Annotated in this window: 18 protein-coding genes, 1 other RNA gene and 1 pseudogene; 3 read left to right on the plus strand and 17 right to left on the minus strand. The window is 35.2% G+C overall.

Annotation, left to right across the window (positions count from 1 at the left end):
- Positions 1-3: 3 nt before the first annotated feature.
- The 4 genes from ACP3TL_RS08405 to ACP3TL_RS08420 are packed head-to-tail and all read right to left on the minus strand — an operon-like array spanning position 4 to position 1,241.
- On the minus strand, positions 4-180 hold the full coding sequence (locus ACP3TL_RS08405; RefSeq protein ID WP_285326153.1) for a hypothetical protein: 177 nt from the start codon (positions 178-180) through the stop codon (positions 4-6).
- Positions 177-794, minus strand: coding sequence for a BRO-N domain-containing protein (locus ACP3TL_RS08410; RefSeq protein ID WP_285326151.1), 618 nt, complete (start codon positions 792-794; stop codon positions 177-179). The genes ACP3TL_RS08405 and ACP3TL_RS08410 overlap by 4 nt, the downstream gene beginning before the upstream one ends.
- 10 nt (positions 795-804) lie before the next feature.
- Positions 805-1,023: a helix-turn-helix transcriptional regulator gene (locus ACP3TL_RS08415; protein ID WP_285326149.1), complete on the minus strand. Its 219-nt coding sequence runs from the start codon at positions 1,021-1,023 to the stop codon at positions 805-807.
- Positions 1,020-1,241 carry a helix-turn-helix transcriptional regulator gene (locus tag ACP3TL_RS08420; RefSeq protein WP_285326147.1) on the minus strand — a complete coding sequence of 74 codons (222 nt, stop codon included), beginning with the start codon at positions 1,239-1,241 and terminating at the stop codon, positions 1,020-1,022. The genes ACP3TL_RS08415 and ACP3TL_RS08420 overlap by 4 nt, the downstream gene beginning before the upstream one ends.
- 137 nt (positions 1,242-1,378) lie before the next feature.
- Between ACP3TL_RS08420 and ACP3TL_RS08425 the strand changes: the two genes are divergently transcribed.
- Both ACP3TL_RS08425 and ACP3TL_RS08430 read left to right on the plus strand, forming a co-directional pair.
- Positions 1,379-1,954, plus strand: coding sequence for a helix-turn-helix domain-containing protein (locus ACP3TL_RS08425; protein ID WP_002512180.1), 576 nt, complete (start codon positions 1,379-1,381; stop codon positions 1,952-1,954).
- A 2-nt stretch (positions 1,955-1,956) separates the two neighbouring features.
- Positions 1,957-3,063 (plus strand): annotated as a pseudogene (locus tag ACP3TL_RS08430) (site-specific integrase).
- A gap of 107 nt (positions 3,064-3,170) precedes the next feature.
- Here ACP3TL_RS08430 and ssrA read toward each other — a convergent pair.
- The 12 genes from ssrA to ACP3TL_RS08490 all read right to left on the minus strand — a co-directional run bounded on the left by ssrA (position 3,171) and on the right by ACP3TL_RS08490 (position 15,779).
- Positions 3,171-3,532, minus strand: a transfer-messenger RNA (tmRNA) gene (gene ssrA / locus ACP3TL_RS08435).
- A 106-nt stretch (positions 3,533-3,638) separates the two neighbouring features.
- Positions 3,639-4,103 (minus strand): SsrA-binding protein SmpB, encoded by a 465-nt coding sequence (smpB, locus tag ACP3TL_RS08440; protein ID WP_285326144.1) that lies wholly within the window; start codon positions 4,101-4,103, stop codon positions 3,639-3,641.
- A 22-nt stretch (positions 4,104-4,125) separates the two neighbouring features.
- Complete coding sequence (gene rnr, locus ACP3TL_RS08445; protein ID WP_069833349.1) at positions 4,126-6,504, minus strand: ribonuclease R; 2,379 nt, start codon at positions 6,502-6,504, stop codon at positions 4,126-4,128.
- 39 nt (positions 6,505-6,543) lie between these two features.
- A complete protein-coding gene (locus ACP3TL_RS08450; RefSeq protein ID WP_069817923.1) occupies positions 6,544-7,284 on the minus strand; it encodes an alpha/beta hydrolase in 741 nt (246 codons plus the stop codon).
- Positions 7,285-7,403: 119 nt separating this feature from the next.
- Positions 7,404-7,637: a preprotein translocase subunit SecG gene (secG, locus tag ACP3TL_RS08455; protein ID WP_002508249.1), complete on the minus strand. Its 234-nt coding sequence runs from the start codon at positions 7,635-7,637 to the stop codon at positions 7,404-7,406.
- A gap of 68 nt (positions 7,638-7,705) precedes the next feature.
- Positions 7,706-8,167, minus strand: coding sequence for a hypothetical protein (locus ACP3TL_RS08460; RefSeq protein WP_069833348.1), 462 nt, complete (start codon positions 8,165-8,167; stop codon positions 7,706-7,708).
- 358 nt (positions 8,168-8,525) lie between these two features.
- Positions 8,526-9,830, minus strand: a complete 1,305-nt coding sequence (gene eno, locus ACP3TL_RS08465) for a surface-displayed alpha-enolase (protein WP_069833347.1) — start codon at positions 9,828-9,830, stop codon at positions 8,526-8,528.
- A gap of 192 nt (positions 9,831-10,022) precedes the next feature.
- Positions 10,023-11,540 (minus strand): 2,3-bisphosphoglycerate-independent phosphoglycerate mutase, encoded by a 1,518-nt coding sequence (gene gpmI, locus ACP3TL_RS08470; RefSeq protein WP_069817921.1) that lies wholly within the window; start codon positions 11,538-11,540, stop codon positions 10,023-10,025.
- Position 11,541: 1 nt separating this feature from the next.
- Complete coding sequence (tpiA, locus tag ACP3TL_RS08475) at positions 11,542-12,303, minus strand: triose-phosphate isomerase (protein ID WP_002508253.1); 762 nt, start codon at positions 12,301-12,303, stop codon at positions 11,542-11,544.
- Between the two features lie 76 nt (positions 12,304-12,379).
- Entirely contained in the window at positions 12,380-13,570 is a 1,191-nt protein-coding gene (locus tag ACP3TL_RS08480) for a phosphoglycerate kinase (protein WP_069817920.1), read from the minus strand.
- Between the two features lie 131 nt (positions 13,571-13,701).
- A complete protein-coding gene (gap, locus tag ACP3TL_RS08485; protein ID WP_002508255.1) occupies positions 13,702-14,709 on the minus strand; it encodes a type I glyceraldehyde-3-phosphate dehydrogenase in 1,008 nt (335 codons plus the stop codon).
- A gap of 53 nt (positions 14,710-14,762) precedes the next feature.
- Positions 14,763-15,779: a sugar-binding transcriptional regulator gene (locus ACP3TL_RS08490; protein ID WP_285326139.1), complete on the minus strand. Its 1,017-nt coding sequence runs from the start codon at positions 15,777-15,779 to the stop codon at positions 14,763-14,765.
- 379 nt (positions 15,780-16,158) lie between these two features.
- Here ACP3TL_RS08490 and ACP3TL_RS08495 point away from each other — a divergent pair, with 379 nt between their 5' ends.
- The gene (locus ACP3TL_RS08495) at positions 16,159-16,392 is read left to right on the plus strand and encodes a hypothetical protein (protein ID WP_069833345.1); all 234 of its coding nucleotides are present in this window, start codon (positions 16,159-16,161) and stop codon (positions 16,390-16,392) included.
- 352 nt (positions 16,393-16,744) lie between these two features.
- Here the strand turns inward: ACP3TL_RS08495 and ACP3TL_RS08500 are convergent, their stop codons facing one another.
- Positions 16,745-17,377: a DUF4887 domain-containing protein gene (locus ACP3TL_RS08500; protein ID WP_069833344.1), complete on the minus strand. Its 633-nt coding sequence runs from the start codon at positions 17,375-17,377 to the stop codon at positions 16,745-16,747.
- Positions 17,378-17,732 lie beyond the last annotated feature (355 nt).

Raw genomic sequence — 17,732 nt, forward strand, 5'->3', positions numbered from 1 at the left:
TTCCTAATCCTCCATTAATTGTTTTTTAATTTTTCTATCGTTAAACCATTCTGTTATAGCCCATGATGTAAACGCTAGTGGTGTGTATAAAGCCAAACTATTGAATATATCCTCGGTTACATAACCTACTGCAAATGAAGTCAATGAGCTTGCTGTAATCAAACTGCTAAATAATTTCATGATTTCACCCCGTACTTATCATAGATACTTTTACTAACTTTAATGTCTAAATTAAATCGTTGTTTAGCTTCGGTTAATTTCACAACATCATCTAAAATAACTTGGCGTACTTCTAACATTGCTGGTGTCATACCAGACTTACCAATCATCTTTTTATAGCCAAACGCTGTAGAAACTGCTTTATTTGCGATTGTGTTAGGTTTGATAAAATTGATAGGTTTATCTGATTTGTGCGCTTTTTGGATAATCGCCATTGCTTCTTTTTGCTTTTGTTTATCCAACATACGAAATGCTTCATAGCCTTTAAGACCTGTAGCATGTCGTAATTCTTTGATGACTTGCTTAACCCATTTCTTAAACTCATCAGCTTCATCACGTCTGCTATTCCAAATCGCTTCATATATGCCATATTCAGAAATAATTGTTATATTTGGATTACCTTTCTTATTACTACGCATAATGTGTGTAGTAATATCTTCTTTATCAATATTACGTGTCATACTTGGTGCATCTCTGTACCCTAATGCCTTTGCAACATCACCAGCTACTGCCCAATACTCACCATCTTTTTCCATAAATCGAATTTCTTTGTCATTGAAAATTTGTTTAATCATTTAATCCCTCCTATTGTCCTACTGTGATTGAATTACTAAAAAGCTGGTCGATAGGCATTCCATATAATTCAGATAAAATTTTTGCTTCAGTCAAACTGAATTCACCTTTGCCACTCTCCTTAATTTGGTAGCGTTGTGGTGAGATACTAAGTTTCTTCGCAATAGCTTTCTGTGTGTGCCCGTGTTCCTTACGTGCGATGTAGAGTATTGGATATGTTAGTTTTTTCATTTTGTTTCCTCCTTTTTTAAATAAATTTCTACTTTTAGCGGAAAAAGATTTTCTAGTGAAACATCTAAAGCCTTCGCAATTTTATAAGCACTATTCATTGATGGTGTTGTTTTATTATTTTCAAACAATGAAATTGCCGCTGTACTTAAACCTGTAATTCTAGCTAATTCTTTCTGCTTTAGATTTTTATTAATTCTCAACTCTTTCATATTGTTCATACTTAAAACCTCCTTTTTTAACTGCAGCAAATATTTGCTATAGCTAAATTTAACCATAGCTAAAAAAATGTCAAATAAAAATTTACTGCAGTTAAAATTAATGGTACTCTTAAAATAAAGAAAAATGAGGTGTAACAATGGATATAGGGCAAAACATCAAAAAAATAAGGAAAGAAAAAAAGATAACTTTAGAAGAATTGAGCAAGAAAACTGGCTTTTCTGCTGGCTACATTTCGCAAGTTGAAAATGGAAAAAGAGAAAAACCTTCCCGTGAATTTTTGAAAAGTATTACTTATGGTCTCGATGTTTCCGACACATATTTAACTACAGGAAAGAAAACACTGACTGATTTATCTGAGGATGAACTCAAAAAGAGTTGGGAAAAATCACAGAATAGTTTTAAAGAATCTAGAAAGAAATTCAGGGGAGAAATTGATAACGATTTAAAGGAAATTCTCTCGATGGAATTAGGTTATACAGAAGAGATATTTTTATCAGCAGCGTTAAATTTCCTAAGGAACTCCACAGGAAATGACCTCGCCATAATAACTGGAATTTTAAAACAATATAATGATTACAATCGTATTTATTACATCACTGAAGATAAAGAACCATTGCTTCAAGATATCGAAAACATGAAAGAACAAATTGAAGTTCTTTTTCAAACTCGTTATGGTATTGCTGTATATGAAAAACCTGAAAAGAGTGATTAAAATTGCAACACAACTTAAAGCTATCTCACAACATTTATAAAGATGCTAAACGTGATACGTATTACTTCCGTATCAAATACTACGAGAAAACGGGAGAACGCAAAGAAATTAAACGTACTGGATATAAATAACGTAAAGAAGCTGTGAAAGCATGTAACGCTTATATGGACGAATTAGAGGGTATTGGTAAGATTAATCAATTACCGTTCGATGAATTGGTGCAAGAGTATGTTGAGTGGTATTCTGCACGTCGTAAAGCATCAAGTTTAAAATCACTTAAGACACATACCAATAATCATTTATTACCATTCTTTAAATCAATGGACGTATTCAACATGACAACGCAAGACATTATGAAGTTTCAAAATAAGAAGATGAAAGAAGGACGTTCTGCAGAGTATTTGAAAAAAATGCACGTGTTTCTAGTATCTATACTTAACCATGCTATGAAGTATCATGATCTAAAACAAAATGTTGCATCATTAGTAGGTAATTTTGAAATTGAGACACAGAAACGCTTAAATTACTGGACGTTGGAACAATTCAATCAATTTCACAATATGCTACCCAATATACAACAAAAAGTATTTTTCAAGCTATTGTTTTATAGTGGCGCACGTAAGGGAGAGATTAGAGCGCTCACATGGGACGATGTAAACTTTGACGATGATTATATCCATATAAATAAAACGGACTATCACGGTATCGTGACAGCCCCTAAAACGAAAGCGTCCATACGTGATATATATTTACCTGCTCACATGATGGACGACTTACAAGAATATTTAAATTGGTATAAAGATAATAATATTTATAAATCTAATTATGTACTATTTGGCACATTTTTTAAAGCATTTAGTGAAAGTGCTGTCGATAGATGGTTTACTGGTACACTTAAAAAGCTTGATGAAACATTGTCTGACGGTGAAACTTTCCCACATATTGTTATCCACGAGCTAAGACATAGCCATGCCTCAATGCTAGTCAATCATGGCGCTAGTCTAATGATAATAGCCCAAAGGTTAGGACATTCGTCTATTTCCGAGGTAAGCTCACGTTATGGGCATTTGTACCCTAGCACTCAAAAAGAAATAATAAAATATTTATGACGTTGTGCAAAATTTGCACGGCGTTTTTTTATTGCTTGGGGCTAAACTGGGGCAATATTGGGGCAACAAAAATAAAAAGCCCTTAACCACAAGGGTTAAAGGCTACACAGTGGAGACGGCGGGATTCGAACCCGCGTCCAGAGGTCCTGATACAAATCTTTCTACGTGTGTAGTCTATCATTGAGTTTCGCATAATGGTAAGTGATAGACGGCCATCATTATGCTAGTTTGATTAATCTCTTCTAGGCAGACTTCAAACGGCAGTGCCTAGCGTATCCTACTAAAGGTTGAATCGCGGTTAACGGCACATAGGAGATGCCGTTAGGCGATGCAGACTGCTATTACGCAGCTACTGCGAAATTATTGTTTTCTTTGCCAGTTATTATAACTGTGTGTGTTAGTGACGGAGACAACCCTCCGACACGCTTAACCTGCTCATGGTACCCCTGTCGAATCCAAAAACGCCCCCTAAATAGTATAAAATGCACTTCCTGTCCACTTCACGCTTATCGCTCAGCTTTTTAGAAAGCACATATTATATTACCAAAGATCAGGGTCTTTGGCAATATATCCGCTTAATAATGGTCTTTCATTGCTCTGTCCATGTCACGTTTTACTGCTTTATCTTTCAATGCTTGTCGCTTATCGTAATTTTTCTTACCACGTGCAACACCCAACAATACTTTACAGTGTCCATGTTTTAAATAGAGTTTCAATGGCACAATCGAATAACCCACTTCTCTCGTACGCTCACCTAATTTTTCAATTTGACGTTTGTGCAATAAAAGTTTACGTGAACGGCGAGGATCATGGTTAAAGCGATTGCCTTCTTCGTACGGGGCAATGTGCATATTATTAAGATACATTTCACCGCGATTAACTTGCGCATAACTATCTTTAAGATTAGCACTGCCACGACGAATTGACTTAATCTCAGTCCCTTGTAACACAATGCCCGCTTCAATCGTATCTTCAATGACGTAATCATGTCTGGCTTTACGATTTTCAGCTAGTGTTCCTGGTGATTTTTTCTTTGGCATTGAGTTTCACCTCTTTGTTGAGTTATTTTTTCTTCTTACGTGCTTTATTCTTCACATTTTTATCTTTATAAAATGGTTTGTGTTTTGTATTACCACTATTTGATTTATCGTTGTTACGTTGATTTTTACCTCGACGTTGTTTGTGTTTCGTTTTATCCTTGCTATCATCTTTAGATTTATCTGATGATTTGCCACGAGGATTCGCTTGGATTGTCTTACCACGTGAAGGTCTTTGACTACGTTCATTTTTAGGTAATGGCATACCAACGATTTGGAAATCGATCATGCGCTCATCTACGTCTACGTTGATGACTTTAATTTGAACTGGGTCGCCTATACGGAACACTTTAGCCTGACGTTCACCAATCATTGCCATTTGACGTTCATCAAAATGGTAAAAATCGTCTGTCATATTCGAAACGTGTACCATGCCTTCAATCGTATTTGGTAATTCAACGAACATACCAAAATTAGCAACTGAACTTATAATACCTTCGAATTCTTCGCCAACATGTTGTACCATATATTCTGATTTTTTAAGTTCATCTGTATCACGCTCTGCTTCAATCGCTCTACGTTCTCTTTGAGATGTATGATCAGCAATTTCTGGTAACAGTGCTTCCCATTTTGACTTCTCTTTATTGTTCATAGATTGTTCTACAATATATTTACGTATTAATCTATGTACGATTAAATCAGGATATCTACGTATTGGTGACGTGAAATGTGTATAGTATTCAGCTGATAAGCCAAAGTGTCCTAAATTCACATCATCATAGCGTGCTTGTTGCATTGAACGTAACATCATTGTTGAGATAACCATTTGTTCTGGTTGGCCTTCAACTTCTTGTTGAATCTTTTGTAATGTTGAAGGATGGATTTCTTCTCCTGTACCTTGAATCATTAGTCCAAAATTCGTAATAAAATCAAAGAATTTACGTAAACGTTCTGATTTTGGTTGTTCGTGAACGCGATATATGAATGGTACTTCTAAGTGATCGAAGTGTTCTGCTATCGTTTCATTTGCTGCAAGCATAAATGACTCGATTAAGCGTTCCCCTTCGCCACGTTTTCTCAATTCTACATCTGTTGGGATACCTTCTTCATTAACGATTACTTTTGCTTCACTAATATCGAAGTCGATTTCACCACGACGTCTTCTCATGTTAACTAAACGCTGTGATAGATCTTGTGCTAAGTCTAGCATTGGTGTGACTTCACTGAATTTTTCACGTGTGTCTGCATTTTGATCTGTAATGATTTCATTCACTTCATCATATGTCATACGATAATTTGAATGTATCACACTATCAAAAATCTCATGCTTAACGACTTCTCCACGTTCATTAAATTCCATGCGACAGCTCAATGTTAAGCGATCAACATCTGGGTTTAAAGAACAAATACCGTTACTTAAGCGGTGTGGAATCATAGGAATCACACGGTCAACTAAATAGACACTTGTAGCACGACTATATGCTTCTTCATCTAAGGCTGATCCTTCAGTGACATAATAACTAACATCAGCGATACTGACTGTTAATTGTGTATGTCCGTTACTTAACTTTTTAATTCCAATTGCATCATCTAAATCTTTAGCATCTGCGCCATCAATCGTAATTGTAAGCTCATCACGTAAATCGTGACGACCTTCAGTTTGTGATGGTTCAATTTCATCCGGCACTGCTTCAGCTTCTGCTAAAACATTGTCTGGAAATTCAATTTCAATGCCATGTTGATAAATGATTGATAATATATCTACTCCTGGGTCGTTTTTATGGCCTAATATAGCCGAAACTTGTCCTTCGGGATTGTTTGTACCATCTGCGTACTTAGTGATCTGTACGAGTACTTTATGACCGTCTATAGCACCTAAGTTATGTCCTTTAGCGATAAAGATGTCTTGCATAATACGTTTATCATCTGGTAACACAAAACCAAAATGGCGTGCTTCGCTAAACGTACCAACCACTTGTGTGACTGAATGCGTTTCTATCGATTTCACTTCGCCCTCTAGCTTACCTTTGTGTTCACCCTTTGAATTTTGTACTTCTACTAGTACTGTATCACCGTCCATGGCTCTATTAATTTTTGTAGGTGGAATAAAGATATCATCCATTTCACCTTCTTCTGGACGTAAGAATGCAAAGCCTTTTTTATTCTGGCTTAGTTTACCCTTCACCAATTTTGATTGTTGGGATTTGTTAGATTCCTTGCGTTGATATCTATCTGTTTTTGTACGTTGAATTAAACCTGTTTGTTCTAATTCAACAAGCACCTTAATTAAGTCTCTAAATGAGTCGGCACTATTTAAACCTAATGCATCTTGAAAATCAGATACAGACATGGGTTCATAATCTGGTTGTTTAATAATTTCTTCAATGGATGGTTTTAAATTCATTATGCCCCTCCTTTCTCTTTTTAAATAATTCTATAATTTTTATTCAGACCAATCTAATGATTCTAAAAATTGGTATACATCTTCAAATACTAATTCTTTTTCTTTATCAATTGTAATGACATGTCCGGAATTCGCATACCATTTAATATCTTTTTCATCAGACTCGCTCTCATTGTATATAATGTTTGCAGAATCTGTATTGATCATTTGGTCTTGTTCTGCTTGAACGACCAATAATGGATCCATTACTTCGTCCACATGATCTCTTACATCTTGGATTTGTCCTTGAAGCTCTTTTAAAGTTTCAGTAGGTTGAAAAACGTCCATTTCTTTATTAATTGTGGTTTCGTCTTTACCTTGATACTTTTTAAAATTGCGGGCATATTCTAGTACACCATCAAACATAGACCCTTCCGTCTTAATGTACATAGGTGAACACATAGTTATAATACCCTTTACATCTCTGTTTAAGCTTAATTTTAATGCATAGCAGCCACCAAGGGACAAACCAGCGACTACAATTTCATCGTATCCTTTTTCGACTAAAAAGTCATAACCGTCTAATGCTTCTTTAAACCATACAAAAGGACTGGATTTTAATATTTCTTCAGGGGGTGCAGCATGTCCTTCATAATGAGGCGCATAAGATGTGTACCCTTTTTTCTGTAAGAATCGACCTAATTGTCTTACATCTGATGAATTCCCAGTGAAACCATGTAATAATAACACAGCTCGGTTGCCTTCTTCAAAAAAGAACGGCTCTGGAAGTTTGATTTGCATCGTGATTCAACCCTTTCGCTTATGCTTTGATTTCGAGTTAATTAATTTTTATAAATTTCTTTTTAGCATACAACATATCTATTATAAATAAAAAAGCCCGACTTTAACATTGTCGGACCTTATAAACCAAAATAACTTATGCCTAACATTAACAAGAAGAAAATGACAGACAATATAATTGTTAATCTATGCAAGAATAAATCAACACCGCGTTGCTTTTGTTTACCAAATAACTGTTCGGCGCCACCACTTATCGCACCTGATAGTCCATTACTTTTACCTTCTTGGAGTAATACAACAGTTACTAATGCAATACATACTAAAACTAAAATGATCATTACTACTGTATGCATGAAAATTGTCCTCCATTCATTATATACGAATCGCATTATACCACACGTTCGTCTTCTTTAGCAAACTACTATCTGTTGAACGTACTCTTACGTTTAATAGATACAGCTAACATATAAATCGCTAATACAAATGACATAATCAGTACAACTGTTAATGGAATTAAATTAATTCCAGCTTTAACATCTAATATTGATCCATATACTGGACCGATATTAACTACATTATACAAGATTTGTGAGATGAATACAGCAAACATAAACCACCACAAGTAGGTATGTCTATTCCAGATGGCGATGATACCTGCTAAGTTAGCAAATATGTACATTACGCCTGTAAATTGAAAACTATTTTTAATTGTTCCAACAGCATTTTCCGATGGCTTTTGTTCACTATTTAAAAGTAATTGTTTAATTACACTATCATCTAAAACAACAAATAAATGTACTGCATAAAGAATAGCGATGATTAATGAACTATAAGCAATCAGATGGGCCGTTTTTCTTTCTCTTGATTTAGGTTTTACATCCATATAAATTAAGGCTCCTTCTATGATTTACATCTTTAATTATATCAGTTTCATAGTGAAAGATGAACAATTTAAGCAAGTCTTACTATATAAATTATGTGACATAATTTATATAGCCGAACAGTAAGGTAGTACTACAAATTCTGTGCGTCAGGATTACATATACCTTCATACCTCCAGTTAAGCGGATGTATTCATTAACTGCGCACCACTCAAGTGACCTCTTGAGGATTACAATAGCTAAAGCTATTGCATAAGTCCTACTAATCTCAATTTCATTGAGATAGTAGGACTTTAAAAAACACGCAAGCCATAAATGACTTGCGTGTTAGCGCGTGAACTCTTTAATTTTTAAGCGGTATTATTTAGATAAGTTATAGAAAGATTTAAGTCCGTCAAACTTAGCAGTTTCGTATAATTCATCTTCGATACGTAATAATTGGTTGTATTTAGCAATACGGTCTGTTCTTGATAATGAACCTGTTTTGATTTGACCAGCATTTGTTGCAACAGCGATATCAGAAATTGAAGTATCTTCTGTTTCACCTGAACGGTGAGAAATAACTGCTGTGTAACCAGCTTTTTGAGCCATTTCAATAGCTTCAAATGTTTCAGTTAAAGTACCGATTTGGTTAACTTTAATTAAGATTGAGTTACCGATACCTTTTTCGATACCTTCTTCTAATTTAACAGTGTTTGTAACGAATAAATCGTCACCTACTAATTGTACACGGTCACCGATACGTTCAGTTAATACTTTCCAACCGTCCCAGTCGTTTTCGTCCATACCGTCTTCAATAGAGATGATTGGATATTTGTTAACTAGTTCTTCTAAGAAATCAACTTGTTCTTCAGCATTACGTTTTTTACCATTTTCGCCTTCGAATTTAGCGTAGTTATAAACGCCATCTTCAAAGAACTCAGAAGATGCGCAGTCAAAGCCTAAGAATACATCTTTACCTGGTACTAAATCAACTGCTTTAATCGCTTCTAAAATAGTCTCTACAGCGTCTTCAGTGCCTTCGAATTTAGGAGCGAATCCACCTTCGTCACCAACTGATGTTTCTAAACCACGGTTTTTAAGGATTGATTTTAAGTTGTGGAAAATTTCTGCACCCCAACGTAATGATTCTTTAAATGTTTCTGCTCCAACTGGTAATACCATGAACTCTTGGAATGCGATTGGTGCATCAGAGTGAGAACCACCATTAACAATGTTCATCATTGGAACTGGTAATTGTGTACCGTTGAATCCACCTAAATATTTGTAAAGTGGTTGGCCTAATAAATCAGCTGCTGCACGAGCTACTGCTAGTGATACACCAAGAATAGCGTTAGCACCTAATTTACCTTTGTTTTCAGTACCATCTAATTGGATCATCATTTTGTCGATAGATACTTGTTCTAATACTGAAAATTCACCTTCAACTAATTCTGGTGCAATAATTTCGTTTACATTTTCAACTGCTTTAATAACACCTTTACCTAAGTAACGGTCTTTATCACCATCACGTAATTCTACTGCTTCGTGTTCACCAGTAGAGGCACCTGATGGAACTAATGCGCGACCAAAAGCGCCACTCTCAGTTAATACTTCTACTTCAACTGTTGGGTTACCGCGTGAGTCTAAGACTTCGCGAGCGTAAACATCTGTAATAATTGGCATGTTTATAATCTCCTTTATAAATAAGTAGTTTAGAAATATTAAATTTCATCTTCATTATAGCTTTAAATACTATAAATACAAAGTAATTTAATTCTCTTGTGTTGTTTATAGATGCTATAAATTATCAGAATAAGAAACCCTTCTATCTAAATTTATAGCATCAATTTTCACTCTAAATTTTAATTCATTAAATTAATGATTGATTAATGATTCACCAGTCATATCTTCTGGCTGGTTTACATTGAGTAAATCTAATAATGTTGGTGCTAAGTCACCTAGACGACCTGTTTCACGTAATGTTACGCCTTCTTTAGTAACGATAACTGGAACTGGATTCGTCGTATGTGTAGTCATTGGTTTATCGTCATCTGTTAATACCATGTCTGAGTTACCATGGTCTGCAGTAACGATAGCGTGACCACCCATTTCTGTAATCTTATCAACCACTTCGCCTAGACATTCGTCTACAGCTTCTATTGCTTTAATCGTTGGTTCAAGCATACCACTATGTCCAACCATATCAGGGTTAGCAAAGTTTAATAAGATTAAATCTAAGTCACCTTTATTTAATTCTTCAATTAATGCATCTTTAACTTCGTATGCACTCATTTCTGGTTTAAGATCGTAAGTTGCGACTTTTGGTGAGTCGATTAGACGACGACGTTCACCTTCAAATTCAGCATTACGACCACCACTCATGAAATAAGTGACATGCGGGAATTTTTCTGTTTCCGCAATACGTAATTGTTTCAAACCATTGTCTTGAACAACTTCACCGATAGTATTTGTTAAATCAACTTTTTCAAAAACGATTTCTGCTTTCACATTGTCGTTATATTTTGTAAACGTTGCATAAAATAAATCGTCAATTTGTTCAACATTGAAACCTTCGAAAGCTTTGTCTGTAAAGATTTCAGAAAGTTGCCCTGCTCTGTCTGGACGGAAGTTATAAAAAATAACTGCGTCGCCATCATTCACACCGTCATTTTGATCTTTTACGATAAATGGTTCAACAAACTCGTCTGTTAAATCTTTCTCGTAGTTAGCTTCAACACCAGCTTTAGCTGATTCAAAAGTTTCACCTTTAAAATTACGGATTGCATTATAAGCTTTTTCTTCTCTATCCCAACGTTTATCACGATCCATTGCGTAATAACGGCCTGAAATAGATGCAAATTGGCCAATGCCAAGTTCATCGAATTTAGCTTGCGTTTCTTCGATATATTTTAGTGATGATTTTTGATCTACGTCACGTCCGTCTAAGAATGCGTGAACATAGACTTTCTCAACACCTTGTTTTTTAGCTAATTCTAATAATGCGAACAAGTGTTTATAATGACTATGAACACCACCATCAGATAATAAGCCAAAGAGATGTAGCGCTGAATTATTGTCTTTAACGTGTTGAATTGCGTTGTTTAATACTTCATTATCAAAGAAATCACCGTCTTCGATAGATTTATTGATACGAGTTAAACTTTGATAAACTACACGTCCAGCACCAATATTCATATGACCAACTTCTGAATTACCCATTTGACCTTCAGGAAGACCAACATCTAAACCACTTGCTTCGATTTGCGTTGTTGGATATTTACTGTAGTAACGGTCGAAATTAGGCTTATTAGCTAGTTTTACAGCATTACCATGTTCTGTTTCTCTGTTTGCAAAACCGTCTAAAATAATTAATGCAGTTGGTTGTTTCGCCATATTATTTTGCACCTTCTAACAATTGTACAAAATCATCCACTTTTAGTGATGCGCCGCCTACTAATGCGCCATCGATGTCTGATTGAGCCATGTATTCTTTAATGTTGTTAGGTTTAACACTACCACCATATTGAATACGAGTTGCATCTGCTACTGTTTGACTAGATAACTCAGCAACTGTTTCTCTTACAAACGCACACATTTCGTTAGCATCTTCAGAAGTTGATGATTTACCAGTACCGATAGCCCAGATTGGTTCATAAGCAATAACTACTTGTTGTAATTGCTCTTCAGATAAACCTTCTACTGCTTTTTTCACTTGGTTGCCAACAACTTCGTTTGCTTTTCCACTTTCGCGTTCTTCATCAGTTTCGCCAACACAAATGATTGGTGTCATACCGTGGTTAAATACAGCATGTGCTTTTTTGTTAATGTCTTCGTCTGTTTCTTTGAAGATTTCACGACGTTCTGAATGTCCAATAACAACATATTTAACACCAAGGTCTGCTAAAGCAGCTGGAGAAGTTTCACCAGTAAATGCGCCATTATCTTCGAAGTAAGCATTTTGAGCACCGATTTGTAATCCTTGTGCTTTACCATCATTTACTAAAGTAACTAATGCGTCTAATTGAATTGCTGGCGCACAAATTACAGATTCTACTTCTTTAGTGTCTGGTAATGTTGGTAATGCATTAACGAAATCTTTAGCTTCTTGAACTGTTTTATTCATTTTCCAGTTACCTGCGATAATTGGTTTTCTCATTATATAACACTCCTATTAGTAATTTATGATTAATATTTAAAAGCTATAATCATGTCTTGTATGTTTAGTCGTGCAATTATTTGTTAGCAATTGCGATAACGCCTGGTAGCTCTTTACCTTCAAGATATTCTAATGAAGCGCCGCCACCAGTTGAAATGTGACTGAAGTCATCTGCATATCCTAATGAAATTGCTGCTGCAGCTGAATCGCCGCCACCGATAATTGTGTTAGCATCTTTTAGTTCAGCGATTGCTTCACAAATACCAATCGTACCTTTAGCAAAGTTACTTAATTCAAATACACCCATTGGTCCGTTCCATATAACTGTATGCGCACCTTGTAATTGTTCTTTGAATAATTCTACTGTTTTCGGCCCAATATCCATTGCTTCTTGATCAGCTGGAATATCATCAACAGATACTTCTGTGATTTCAGCGTCATTTGAGAATTCTTTAGCAATTTTGCAATCTACTGGTAAAACAATTTGATCGCTCGCACGGTCTAATAATTCTTTAGCAAAGTCGACTTTATCTTCTTCTAATAACGATAAACCAATTTCTTTACCTTGCGCTTTGAAGAATGTGTACGACATTCCGCCACCGATAAGTACTTTGTCAGCAATTTTCAATAAGTTCGTGATGACACCAATTTTGTCAGAAACTTTAGCGCCACCTAAAATTGCAACTACAGGTTTATCAGGGTTTTCAACTACGCCACCGATATATTTAATTTCTTTTTCCATTAAGAATCCTGCAACTGTTTCTAAATTAGATGCGATACCAACGTTAGACGCGTGCTCACGGTGAGCTGTACCGAAAGCATCATTTACGAATACATCGCCAAGTGATGCCCAGTATTTGCCTAAGTCAGCATCATTTTTAGATTCTTTTTTACCATCAACGTCTTCAAAACGAGTATTTTCAACTAAAAGTACATCGCCTTCGTTAAGTGCTTTAACAGATTGTTCCAGCTTTTCGCCACGTGTTTCAGGTACAAACACAACATCTTTACCTAATTTTTCTGTTAATGCTTCAGCAACTGGTTTTAAAGTTAATTCTGCTTTATCGCTTTCTTCTTTAACTTTACCTAGGTGAGAGAATAATACTACTTTTCCACCTTGTTCAATAATATGCTTGATTGTTGGTAAAGCTTGAACGATACGGTTATCATCAGTGATTTCGCCGTCTTTCATTGGTACGTTAAAATCTGCACGTACAAGTACAGTTTTACCTTTTAATTCTATGTCAGTTACAATTTTTTTAGCCATATAAGCTTCCTCCTCTGAATGGAACAATAAAGTAAAATAAGCGGAGAAGCGATGTGCTCCCCGCTTACTCCTAAGCTTATTGTTTAAATTTAACAACATCTAAGCTTGTTAAATTAATTTTTTAATCCGAATTATTTAGATTGGTCAGCTAAATATTCTAAAGTACGAACTAATTGTGAAGTGTAAGACATTTCGTTATCGTACCAAGCAGCTATTTTAACTAATTGGTGATCTCCAACTGTCATAACACGTGTTTGTGTTGCATCGAATAATGAACCGTAAGTCATACCGATTACGTCAGAAGAAACGATTTCGTCTTCAGTGTAACCAAATGATTCGTCTGAAGCATTTTTCATTGCTGCGTTAACGTCTTCAACGCTTACGTCTTTTTCTAATACAACTGTAAGTTCAGTTAATGAACCAGTAGCAACTGGAACACGTTGAGCGCCACCGTCTAATTTACCATCGATTTCAGGGATTACTAAACCAATTGCTTTAGCAGCACCTGTTGAGTTAGGGATGATGTTTTCAGCAGCTGCACGTGCACGACGTTTGTCGCCTTTTCTGTGTGGAGCATCTTGAGTACTTTGGTCACCAGTATATGCGTGAATAGTAGTCATGAAACCTTCAACTAAGCCGAAGTCATCATTTAAAACTTTAGCTACTGGAGCTAATGAGTTAGTAGTACATGAAGCACCTGAAACAACTGTTTCTGAACCATCTAATTCACTGTGGTTAGTGTTATAAACGATTGTTTTTAAGTCGCCTGTTGCTGGTGCAGAGATTAATACTTTTTTAGCGCCAGCGTCAATGTGAGCTTCTGCTTTTTCTTTATCAGCGAAGAAACCAGTACATTCTAAAACAACATCGATGTCTAAGTCTTTCCAAGGTAATTTACTTGGTTCAGGTTCTGAGAATGATTTAACTTCTTGACCATTTACACGGAATCCGTCTTTTTCTACTTCAACTTCTCCTGTGAAGCGACCTTGTGTAGTGTCATATTTTAATAAATGAGCTAACATTTCGTCATCTGTTAAATCGTTAACTGCTACTACGTCAATACCTTCTACGTCTTGAATTCTTCTAAATGCTAAACGTCCAATTCTACCAAAACCATTAATTGCTACTTTAACTGCCATTATAATGGCCTCCTTTAAAATGATATTTAAAAAGTGTTTTTCACCTTTTATTACTATTGTTTTGCGATTACTCTTGCCGCAGCTTCGTCTGTGATTAATACAGTGTTATTGGGTGCAATTGAAAGGTAAGCTTTAATAGCTTCTCCTTTTGATCTACCCCCAGCTACGGCAAAGATAAACTTCTTCGACTCAAGATCTTCTAACTGTAGTCCAATCGTTTTCACTTTATGGACAATGTCACCCTGATCATCGAAATAATATCCAAATGCTTCTCCCGAGGCATTGTGATGTTGAAGTTTCTCTATAACTTCACTAGGTGATTGACGTCTTCGCGCCATCTTCAGCGCATCACCAATGCCGTGGATTGTAATATTGGATTCTTTAATTTTCTCAAGTGAATGGATGACTGATGGTTCTAACATAAGCGTGTTATATGTTGTCTCACTTACATTATCTGGGACATACAATGTGGTATAATCACCGTTCGTTTGCTGCGCCATACTTGCAGCAATCGTATTCGCTTGATATACAACATTTTCACCAAGCCCTCCACGCGCAGGTACGAATAATACATTATACGGTTGCTTGTGCATGGCTTCGCTAACATATGCCATTGTTGAACCACCAGTCACAGAAACTATTGCATGTTCGTAAAGAATATCTTCTACAAGTTGTCCCGCCTGACGTGACAACTCAACCTTAACTGTTTTATCAGCATCTGAATCGCCAGGTATGACGTAAACTTCTTTGATGTTGTACTGCTCTTTAATAACTTGCGCAAGATGATGATCATCTGAATAAATATTGAAATAGCTATTCAATTGACGAATCGTTGTTTCACCTTCTTCAGTTATTTCCATACCTGTCGGTTTAACTTTGATAAGTTCTTGTTTCTTCAATATATCTGTTTCAGAACGCAATACACGTTCAGTCAAATCCATGTATTCACTTAAACTTCGTCTACCTACGGGTTGATGCTTGGAGATAGTAGTGAGTATTGAAAAACGACGATACATCTTTCCAACAATTTCTGGAACTAACTTTTGTTGAATTTTTATCAAGTCCTTCACTACTATCCACCTCCATTTCCATTTAAAGGGTCAAGTTCTAACCATAGATTGACTTTTTGCGTCCCTGGTGGGACAAAAAAATATAACCTCTTATAACAGCAATACTACTACTATATTTTTCAAATTGCAAGAGAAATACCTATCTATTAATTATTGACTATTGACCATTAAAATTTTAGTTACTTTTGTAACTGTCTACAATAATTTAATACCCGTTAAAAACATCAATTAATCATTCATACTTATTATTTTTTAATAGTACATATAATAATATAAACACATATTATTCACATTCTTGAGCTTTTACAAGCGTGAATGATTGAATGGTTGTCCTATTATCATTAAAATAGCTTAATAATACTATTTTGGAGGAAAAACTATGTCACAAAAAGATCAACCAGAGGTTATCGATCCGGATGACCAACGATATAAGAATCCAGATCATTTTAATAAGCATAGCCAAAAACCATACGCTGGTACACAACAACACCAGTCCTATAACTATACGAAAAATGTCGGTTGTGGTTGTGGGCCATTCGGTTGTTTGAGTGGTTGCATCACTTTAATACTCTTGTCATCAATTCTTACTTTCTTATTAAATTTCTTATTTTAATTCAATCTGATTCATATTAGCTTTTACTTTATTTAAAATTATAAATGCCCTGCACTTCAAGTTAATTAAAATATAGTTTAAAAATAAAGTCTGTATTGGCCTTTATATGAGTTCGACTAATTACTAATGATAAATGATTGATTAATTTTAAAAAAATGACAGTAATTTGCTACGACTCCTACAGGAGATGCACCAACTAAAGTCTAAAGCTGTACTCATGTGGGACACATGCATAAAAAATGCCAACAAAGTCGTAGTCTTTGTCGATAATATAAAAAGAAGCACTCGTTTGCACGAGTGCTTCTTTTTAATAAATTATGCACCTATATCTACTAAACAGTTATTAACAATATTAATCTTCTTCTGATGAATTTGAGTCACTGCTTTGTGATGATTTTTCTTGTGTGTCAGCTTGACTACTTCTTTCTTCTGTTGAAGGTTCAGGCGTTTGCTCTTCAGTTGAAGGTTCTGAAGTTCTTTCTTCTGTTGATGGCTCAGGTGTTTTTTCCTCTGTCGTACGCTCTTCGGTAGTACGTTCTTCAGTAGTACGTTCCTCTGTAGTTTGCTCTTCAGTAGAGCGTTCTTCAGTTGTTGCTTCTTTTGTTTTTTCAGGAGAGTCTTTTTCTTCTTCTGTTGTACGTTCAGCTGTTGCAGGTTGTTGTGTTTGTTGCTGAGTTTGCTGTTGAGTTTGTTGCGTCTCTTGTGTTTGTTGCGTAGTTGGAACTTGCTGAGTTTGTTGTTGAGTTTCTTGTGATTCTTCTGTCGATTTCTCTTTTTTCTTATCTTTTTCTTCTTTAGTCTTTTCTTTTTTCTTATCTTTTTCTTCTTGCTTTTGATCAGCTAAACGTTCATCGGCTTGTTTCGAATGATCTACAAAGGCAAAAATGGCAAAAACTAATCCACCTACTAATAACAAGACAATAATCGCGCTCACAATTTTTGCAAAAGTGCTCATTTTCTTGTTATTTTGATTATGCTTTGGCATAAGCTCCCCTCACTTCAATTTATATCATAACTTTTATATTTATTCTAAATGTACTTTCATTAACAAATGTATATTTTACACTATTTTTTATACTAATCAAACCGATTAACTATTTTTTTAATATGGATGTTATCTTGATGTCATATCTATTGTAAAATACAAATATGTCTTAATATTTTATGTTTCAATTTAATATTAATCTAAACCAAACTATATTTACAATACTTTTATTTAATTTCAAATGATACTTTACATGTTTCACTATTATCATAACAGGATGTGAGCTAAATATGAATAAACATGATTTATTAAATGATTTAGAGCAGCAGGATCACCATAACAAAAAAGGCCTTCG

It is taken from the genome of Staphylococcus caseorum, assembly GCF_049943195.1.
Taxonomy (GTDB): domain Bacteria; phylum Bacillota; class Bacilli; order Staphylococcales; family Staphylococcaceae; genus Staphylococcus; species Staphylococcus equorum_A.